Source organism: Kitasatospora sp. NPDC058190 (genome assembly GCF_042883685.1).
Classification (GTDB): domain Bacteria; phylum Actinomycetota; class Actinomycetes; order Streptomycetales; family Streptomycetaceae; genus Kitasatospora.
Genome location: NZ_JBHVVI010000023.1, coordinates 76,606 through 85,205, shown reverse-complemented (window position 1 = coordinate 85,205; position 8,600 = coordinate 76,606). Strand labels below are relative to the sequence as shown.

Below are 8,600 nucleotides of genomic sequence, written 5' to 3'. Positions count from 1 at the left end.
CGATCTGATCCTCGGCAAGGACAACGCCTCCGCCATCGGCACCCTCGTCGAGCGCCACACCCGCTACGTGATGCTCCTGCACCTGCCGAACGGCCCCACCGCCGAACACGTGCGCGACGCCCTCGTGGCCACCGTCCAGACCTTGCCCGCTCACCTGGTGCGGTCGCTGACCTGGGACCAGGGCTCCGAGATGGCCTCGCACGGCTCGTTCACCGTCGCCACCGGCGTCCCCGTCTACTTCTGCGACCCTGCCAGCCCCTGGCAGCGCGGATCCAACGAGAACACGAACGGCCTGCTCCGGCAGTACTTCCCGAAGGGCACCGACCTGTCCGCCCACACCCCGGAGGACCTGGTCCACGTTGCCGCCGAACTCAACGGCCGCCCACGCAAAACGCTCGGCTGGGAAACCCCAGCCGAGCGCCTGCATAAACTGCTCGCGGCCTAATCAAACCAACCACGTGTTGCAACGACCCCTAGAAACCGCCTGCCCGGTTCCGGGGCCTCGGCGCGTCCGGGCCCTCCTTGGACCGCCGATCGCTGTCACGCGCCGTAGTCAAGATCGTCAACCGGATCGTCAACCCCGATCGGCCGCCGGAATCCGCCTCGTCCGGGCACGCCTGCTCCGACCTGCGCTTGAAGAGTATTTTGCGAGGGCTTGGGGTGGCGCTCACCGAAGTCCTACCTCATCGCGACCGGACCGAGATGTGACGCTCCGACACTTGTTAGGCAAGCCTTTCCTGCCCTAGGTTCTCGTGTCGCCAGGTCGATGCCCTGCGGCTGCCGCAGGCGTGCACGGCCGAACTCGCTTCCCCGGAGGACCCTCACCATGCCCGGAACCGCCAGGCCCCTCGCGGCCCTGTCCCTCCTCGCCGCCTGCGCCCTCGCGCTCACCGCGTGCGGCAGCTCCGGCGGGGACAGCGCTTCACCCGCGGCCTCCGGCACCGCCCTGGCCGGCCAGACCATCACCCTCTACAGCGGCCAGCACGAGCAGACCGTCAAGGCGCTGACCGACGACTTCACCAAGCGCACCGGCATCAAGGTCGAGCTGCGCTCCGGCGACGAGGCCGAGCTGGCCAACCAGATCCTCCAGGAGGCCGACGCCTCCCCGGCCGACGTCTTCTACGCCGAGAACCCGCCCGCGCTCACCGTCCTCGGCGACAAGGGCCTGCTCGCCAAGGTCGCCCCCGACACCCTCAAGTCCGTCCCGGCCAACGACAGCTCCGGCAAGGGCGACTGGGTCGGCGTCTCCGCCCGCACCTCCGCCTTCCTCGCCGCCACCGGCAAGGGCGCCGACACCGCGCCGCCCGCCTCCGTCCTCGACCTGGCCAAGCCCGAGTGGAAGGGGCGCCTGGGCATCGCCCCCAGCGAGACCGACTTCGCCCCGGTCGTCACCCAGGTCCTCAAGGCCAAGGGCGAGGACGCCGCCAAGCAGTGGCTCAAGGGCCTCAAGGACAACGCCAAGGTCTACGACAGCAACGAGACCCTCTCCGCCGCGATCAACAGCGGCGAGGTCGAGGGCGGCGTCATCGACCACTACTACTTCTACCGGATGCGCGACGAGAAGGGCGCCGCCGAGACCCACGCGACCCTGCACTACTTCCCCAAGGGGGACCCGGGCTCGCTGGTCGACGTCTCCGGCGCCGCCGTCCTCAAGCACGGCAAGCACCATGCCGCCGCCCAGGCCTTCCTCGGCTACCTCGCCTCCGCCCCGGCCCAGACCGTCATCGCGAACTCCGCGAGCTACGAGTACCCGCTGGTCGACGGCGTGAAGGGCAAGCCCGAACTGCCCGCCCTGGACGGCATCGGCACCGTCGCCGACCCGGCCCAGCTCGGCGACGGCAAGCAGGCCCTGGCCCTGCTGCAGGACGCCGGTCTGCTCCAGTGACGACCCCCGTTGCCGGGCCGCGGGGGCGGTGGCGGGCCACCGGCCTGCTCGCCCCCGACGCCGTCGCCGTCGGCGCGGAGGTCGCCTCGCCGCTCGGCTTCGTCATCGCCCAGGCCGCGCAGGCCGGCTGGGACCAGACCCGGCGGCTGCTCGGCCGCCCGCTGATCGCCACCCTGCTCGGGCACACCCTCGGCCTGACCGCCGCCGTCACCCTGGCCACCGCCGTCCTCGGCTTCGGCGCCGCCTACCTGGTCGAGCGCACCGCCCTGCCCGGGCGCCGGGCCTGGACCGTCGCGCTCGCCCTGCCGCTCGCCGTACCGGAGTTCGTCCGCGGCTACTCCTGGGTGTCGCTGTTCCGCTCCGTCCACGGCTACTGGGGCGCGGTGCTGGTGATGACCTGCTCGCTCTACCCGCTGGTGTTCCTGCCGGTCGCGGCCGCCCTCCGGCACGGCGACGCCGCCGCCGAGGAGGTCTCCCGCTCGCTCGGCCGCGGCCGCCTCGCCACCCTGTGGCGGGTCACCCTCCCGCTCACCCGGCCCGCGCTGGCCGGCGGCGTGCTGCTGGTCTCGCTCTACCTGCTCGGCGAGTACGGCGCCTTCGCGATGCTGCGGTACACCACCTTCGCCACCGCCGTGTTCACCCAGTACAAGCTGGGCTTCAACGCGGCCTCGGCCTCCCTGCTCACCCTGGTGCTGGTCGCGCTCGCCCTGCTGCTGGTCGGCCTGGAGGCCTGGGCCGGCCGCCGGGCCAGGGTCACCCGGCACGGCGCCCTCGCGCGCCCCGCCCCGCCCGTGCGCCTCGGCGGCTGGACCGTCCCGGCGCTCGCGGCCCTGGCCGCGCTGGTCGGCGTCTCGCTCGGGGTGCCGCTGTACGCGCTGGCGTACTGGCTGATCAAGGGCAGCTCCACCACCCTGCCCTCCGCCTCCGTCCTCGGCGCCACCCTGGCCACTCTCGGGTACGCGCTCGGCGCGGCCGTGGTCGCCACCGCCGCCGCCGTCCCGGTGGCCCTGTACGGCTGGCGGCGCGGCACCCGGCCGGCCCGCGCGGTCGAGCGGGTCGCCTACCTCACCCGGGCGCTGCCCGGCATCGCGGTGGCCCTCTCGGTGGTGTACTTCGCGGTCCGCTGGGCCCAACCCCTGTACCAGCAGCCGCCGATGCTGATCGCCGGGTACGTCGTGCTGTTCTTCCCGCTGGCGTTGACGGCCGTGCGCGCCGCCCTCGCCCAGGTCCCGCCCGGCGTCGAGGAGGCCGCCCGCTCGCTCGGCACCCGGCCGCTCGCCGTCCTCGGCCGGGTCACCCTGCCACTGGTGCTGCCCGGCCTCGGCGCCGCCGTCGCCATGGTCGGCCTCACCGCCTCCACCGAGCTGACCGCCACCCTGCTGCTGCGTCCGACCGGCACCCAGACCCTGGCCACCCAGTTCTGGGTCTACACCAGCGGCCTCGCCTACGGCGCCGCGGCGCCGTACGCGGCCCTGATGGTCGCGCTGTCCGTCCCCTCCGTCCTGCTGCTGACCCGCCGCACCCTCGGCCGTCCCGGGAGCACCCCATGACCGGACTCTCCGTCGTCGACCTGCACGCCGCGCACGGGCGCAGCCCGGTCCTGCACGGCATCGACCTGACCGTGCCGGACGGCGCCCTCGCCTGCGTGCTCGGCCCATCCGGCTGCGGCAAGTCCACCCTGCTGCGGGTGCTGGCCGGCTTCCACCCGGCCGCCGCCGGGCAGGTCGTGCTGCACGGCCGCGTCCTGGACGACGGCCGCAGCCGGCTCGCCGCCGAACACCGCGGCATCGGCCTCGTCCCGCAGGACGGCGCGCTCTTCCCGCACCTGAGCGTCGCCGCCAACATCGGCTTCGGCCTGCCGCGTTCGCAGCGCCGCGCCCGGGTCGGCGAACTGCTGGACCTGGTCGGCCTGCCCGGACTGGGGGAGCGCCGCCCGCACCAGCTCTCCGGCGGCCAGCAGCAACGCGTCGCCCTCGCCCGGGCGCTGGCGCCCCGACCGCGCCTACTGCTGCTGGACGAACCCTTCGCCGCCCTGGACGCCGCGCTGCGCGCCGAGCTGCGCCGCGAAGTCGCCGCCACCCTGCGGCAGTCCGGGACCACGGCGGTCCTGGTCACCCACGACCAGGACGAGGCGCTGTCCTTCGCCGACACCATCGCCGTGCTGCGCGACGGCCGGATCGCCCAGTCCGGCAGCCCGGACGAGCTGTACCACCGCCCGGCGGACACCGCCGTCGCCCGGGTGCTGGGCGAGGCGAACCTGATCCCCGCCGAGACCACGGGAGGGGAGGCCCGTACGCCGTTCGGCGGCCTGCCGCTGGCCGCTCCCGCCACCGGCCCCGGCCGCGGCCTCGCGCTGCTCCGCCCGGGCCAACTCCGGCTCACGGCCGAGCCGGTGGCGGGAGCGGTCCCGGCGAAGGTGATCGGCAGCGACTTCCGGGGCCACGACCACCGCGTCGAACTCCGTCCCGAAGCCGCCGGGCTGCCGGACATCCTGATCGCGGCCTCGGACCGCTCGTGGCCGACGGGCGGCGAGGCGTACGTCAGCGCCGCCGGGCCGGTGCACGTGCTGCCGGACGCCCTGGTCGGCCGAGCGGTATCGGTCGGGGGTTAGGGTCCGACCCGTGAACGAAGACACCGCCCTCTGGTACCGGATAGCCGATCTCCTCCCGGAGCCCGCCTCGAAGGAGGTCAAGGACTGCTGGGACATCGGGGAGCAGGAATGCGGGCTCGGCCTGCTGGTCGAGGGCCTGCTCGCCCGCCAGGTCCCGGTCGGCGGTGCGGACCGGGCGCAGATCTCCGTGCTCGCCGAGGAGTGGGGCGAGCGCGAGCGGCTCACGCCCGGCATCCTGCGCTGCGTGGGCGACGGCGCGCCCGCCCCGGTGCGGCTGCTCGACGGCGAGCGCGACGAGGCCGAAGTGGTGACGGGCTGGAGCGAGCCGGAGCTCGCCGACCTGGTGCTGGTGCCGTGGATCGGCTGCACCCGCTGCGGGCGGGTCCTGCTGCGCGCCCACGCCTGGGAGCCCTGGGACGACTTCTCCTACCTCGCCGAGCGCTACGTGATCAGCACACCGGACGGCGGCGCGGCGCTGCGGATCCTCCCGTCCGACTCCGCCGGTGAGGCCTTCGCCGAGCTCCTCCACGGCTGCCCGGAGGCGTAGCCGGAGATTCAGCCCTCCTCCGGCAGCTCCACCGCCTGCCAGCGGTACGCCGCGTCCTCCTGCCACACCTGCAACTCGCCCTCCACCACCGCCGCCAGGCACAGCCGCCAGTCGTCCCCCACGGCCAGCGCGACCCGGGTGGCCGGGCGCAGCGTGGGCCGCCACCAGCGCGGCCGCCGCGAGGCGCCGCCGGCCGGCAGCCGCAGCCGTACCCCGCCCGCGCCCGCCAGGGCGATGGTCGGCCCGCCGCGGTGGCCGACCATGGCGATGCCGAGGGCGGGCTCCCCGTCGCCGATCTCCGGGGCCGCCCCGGCCCCCGCCGGGCCCAGGCTGTGCAGCTGGACCGAGCCGTCCGCCCGCAGGGTGGCGGCCTGCGGTCCGGCGGAGGTACGGGCCAGCGCCCCGGCGCGCAGGGCGCCCGGCGGGCCGAGCGGGACGGGCGGCCGGCCGTCGCCCGGCCGCCAGCTGAGCACGCGCTCGCGGTGCTCGACCAGCACCAGCCAGGCGCCGGGGCGTTCCTCCTCGGCGGCGAGCACCCGGTCGGCGGGGCAGCCGGGGTGCTCCTGGCCGGTCAGGGTGAGGCCGGGCGCCCAGCGGTAGGAGCGCAGGGCGCCGCCGGCCGCGGTCCACACCGTCAGCTCCCCGGCCGAGTTGACCGCCCCGGCCAGTCCGCTGATCCCGCGCGCCGCTTCCCACCAGCCGGTCGCGGTGCCGACCCAGAGGGTGCCGGCCCGGTCCTCGGCGCAGACCACCAGCTCGCCCTGGCGACCGGCCCAGCCGGCCGCCAACTCCCGTACCGCCCCGGGGCCCTGGCCGGCGGGCAGCCGCTGTCCGGTGCGGCCGGGGCCGGCCAGCGCGGTGCCGTCGGCGCCGCCGGTGACCACCAGCGGCCGGCCGGCGCGGTCGGGCAGGACGGCCAGGCCCGCGGTGCGGGCCACCGGACGGTGGGCACGCAGGAGTTCGCGGCCGCGGGCGACCCACGGGCCGAGCGGGGAGGGTCGGCGGTCCGGGTCCCGGGCCAGCGGTTCGCAGGCCCAGCGGGCCAACTCCTCGCCGTAGCCGGCCGCGAGCAGTTCGGCGCGGGCCTGCTCGGCGGCGAGCCGGTGGTCGAGCCGGCCGTGGTCGGGCAGCAGCAGGGTGCGGGCCAGGGTGCCGACCGCGAAGAGGTCCTTGGCGGTGGTCGGGAAGCCGCCGACCTGTTCGGCCTCCGGCGGGACGTGCCCGGGGGTGAACACCGCGACGGTCAGGGTGTGGTCGAGCGGGGCGAGGAAGGTCAGGTCGATCAGCTTGACCTGGCCCTGGCCGTCCACCAGTACGTTGGCGGGGGAGATGTCGCGGTGCACCCAGCGCTTGCGGTGCAGCTCGTCGACGATCCGGCACAGCCGCGCCAGCACCTCGGCCACCGCCGTCTGGCCGCCGCGCTGGCTGCGCGCCCAGGTGTGCAGCGGCACGCCCTCGACCCAGGGCGAGATCTGGTAGCCCAGCAGCCCGCCGGAGGGCACGGTGCCCGGCCGGTGCGGGGAGGGTCCGAGCAGGAAGCTGGGCACCACCAGGTCGTTGACGCCGAGCCGGTGGGCGTTGTGCGAGACGTCGTCCCAGCGCCCCAGCCAACGGCGCACCTCGGACGGGTCGCGCTCCAGCATGATCTTGGCGGCGACCAGTTCCTTGATCCCGTTGTGGCCGGTACGAACGGCCCGCCACACCTCGGCCTCGCCGCCGCGGTGGTGGAACTCCAGCAGTTCGTACTGCTCGGGGTCGAACTCGGGCCCGAAGCGGAGCCCGGGCACCCAACGAGACTCGGACACGCGACCGTTCCTGATTCTGTAGTCGAATATCAGCAATCCCGACCTTTCGGACGGAATGGTCCGTAACGGTGTCACCACAACGTGAGTGCCGTGGTGTCCTGGTGACGGTCTCGCGCTTCCTTCCGCTGCTGCGGCACTACGCCACCTGCCCGCCTACCCGCAGCCTTGCGGCTGTGGGCAGTGGCGCGGGTCTTCCGGTTGGCTCCACGCGGTTTCGACGCTCGCGCGTCCGGGTCTCCGGCCACTCCGGTACCCGTGGTGCGGGCCGACGCGAGGTCGGCGAGGTTGCGGGCCGCGTTCTCATCCCGGTCGATGACCAGGCCGCAGGCATCGCAGGTGAACACTCGGATGTGCAGTGGCAGCTTGGCTTTCACTGTCTTGCAGTTCGAGCAGGTCTTGCTGGACGGGTACCAGCGGTCCGCGACGATGATCGTGCCGCCGGCCCATCCGGTCTTGTAGGTGATCTGTCGGCGGATCTCGCCGAATCCGGCATCCTGGATCTTCCGGGCCAGACGGTGGTTCCTGAGCATGCCGGCCACGTTGAGGTCTTCGACAACGATGGTGCCGTACTCGCCCGTGATGCCGGTGGTGAGCTTGTGCAGGGCGTCGGTGCGCAGGTTGGCCACCTTGTGGTGCACGCGGTTGCGCTCGGCGTTGGCGATCAGCCACCGCTTCGACGGTTTCCGCCCGGTGCACCGGTCCGGGCCCTGGCGGCGCGAGACCTGGCGGGAGAGGCGCTTGAGTCTTTTGAGCGCGGTGTCGTAGTGGGCCGGGTTCGGCACGTGCCGGACCTCGCCGGTGCTGTCGGCCATCACCGCCAGGCACTTCACGCCCAGGTCCACACCCACCGCAACATCGGGCCGCACTGCCACCCGCTCGTTCTTCACGACCTCGACCTGGAAAGAGGCGAACCAGCGGCCCCGCTCGTACCGCACGGTCGCCGACAGAATACGGGCGGTGCCGTTGTGGATCCGTCGTTCGAGCTTGCGCGTGGACTCGTGGGTACGGATCGTCCCGAGTCGAGGAAGCGTCACATGCCGCCGGTCCGCCTCGACACGGATGGCGCCGGTGGTGAATCTGCACGACAGCCGGGCCTTGTGCTTCGACTTCCGGCGTGGCATCCCCACCAGCCTGCCCTTGCGCCGGCCGCGCTTGGACTTCGCGTAATTGTCGAACGCGGTGGCGGCGTTCGCCAGACCGGTTGAGTACGCCTCCTTGGAGTTCTCTTCCCACCAGTCGGCGAAGCGAGGGTCGGTCTTCTTGACCTCGTTGAACACCTTTCGCAGAGCGGGCAACGACCATGGCCGCCACGAGGTCAGCTCGGCCTCGGGGATGCCATAGGACTCTTCCGCCTTCCGCTGCCACCACGACGCCTTGACCCAAGACACCGCCCAGTTGTACGCAGCGCGAGCGGCACCGCAATGCGACCGCAACCGACCGTCCTGATCGGCGTTCGGGTCGAGCGCGAAACGGTAGGCCTGGACCACGAACCCAGGACGCTGCTCAAACTTCCGCACGACCCCCCCAGCCAGAGCCAGATCGGCAACACCCCGGACCATACCGGACAGCACTGACAATCGGTCGAAATGACCGAATCGCTGAGACTTGCCCCGAGAAGTGGCAGCGGAGATCACTGCCTCTGACGCTTCATCATCCCAGTGGACACGCGGCTGTCGCGCAGCTCGCGCGCTGCCCAGGATAGTCCGGGTTCCTGTTCGGCCGCCCCGAGGAGGGCCTATTCTGATGGCGCCC

Annotated in this window: 7 protein-coding genes; 5 read left to right on the top strand and 2 right to left on the bottom strand. The window is 73.4% G+C overall.

All coding sequences use genetic code 11. The features are described from left to right. The 5 genes from ACFVWU_RS13975 to ACFVWU_RS13955 all read left to right on the top strand — a co-directional run. On the top strand, positions 1–445 hold a 445-nt coding region (locus tag ACFVWU_RS13975; protein WP_387619494.1), incomplete at its 5' end, for an IS30 family transposase. 381 nt (positions 446–826) lie between these two features. Continuing rightward, positions 827–1,885, top strand: a complete 1,059-nt coding sequence (locus ACFVWU_RS13970; protein WP_387619491.1) for an iron ABC transporter substrate-binding protein — start codon at positions 827–829, stop codon at positions 1,883–1,885. Further along, positions 1,882–3,435 carry an ABC transporter permease gene (locus ACFVWU_RS13965; protein WP_387619488.1) on the top strand — a complete coding sequence of 518 codons (1,554 nt, stop codon included), beginning with the start codon at positions 1,882–1,884 and terminating at the stop codon, positions 3,433–3,435. Before ACFVWU_RS13970 ends, ACFVWU_RS13965 begins: the two co-directional genes overlap by 4 nt. Beyond that, a complete protein-coding gene (locus ACFVWU_RS13960) occupies positions 3,432–4,496 on the top strand; it encodes an ABC transporter ATP-binding protein (protein WP_387619486.1) in 1,065 nt (354 codons plus the stop codon). Before ACFVWU_RS13965 ends, ACFVWU_RS13960 begins: the two co-directional genes overlap by 4 nt. 10 nt (positions 4,497–4,506) lie before the next feature. Next, complete coding sequence (locus tag ACFVWU_RS13955; RefSeq protein ID WP_387619484.1) at positions 4,507–5,043, top strand: hypothetical protein; 537 nt, start codon at positions 4,507–4,509, stop codon at positions 5,041–5,043. Positions 5,044–5,051: 8 nt separating this feature from the next. On the opposite strand, the gene ACFVWU_RS13950 is transcribed toward ACFVWU_RS13955, so the two are convergent. Both ACFVWU_RS13950 and tnpB read right to left on the bottom strand, forming a co-directional pair. Beyond that, positions 5,052–6,848, bottom strand: coding sequence for a serine/threonine protein kinase (locus tag ACFVWU_RS13950; RefSeq protein WP_387619481.1), 1,797 nt, complete (start codon positions 6,846–6,848; stop codon positions 5,052–5,054). A gap of 71 nt (positions 6,849–6,919) precedes the next feature. Further along, a complete protein-coding gene (gene tnpB, locus ACFVWU_RS13945) occupies positions 6,920–8,335 on the bottom strand; it encodes an IS607 family element RNA-guided endonuclease TnpB (protein ID WP_387619479.1) in 1,416 nt (471 codons plus the stop codon). Positions 8,336–8,600 lie beyond the last annotated feature (265 nt).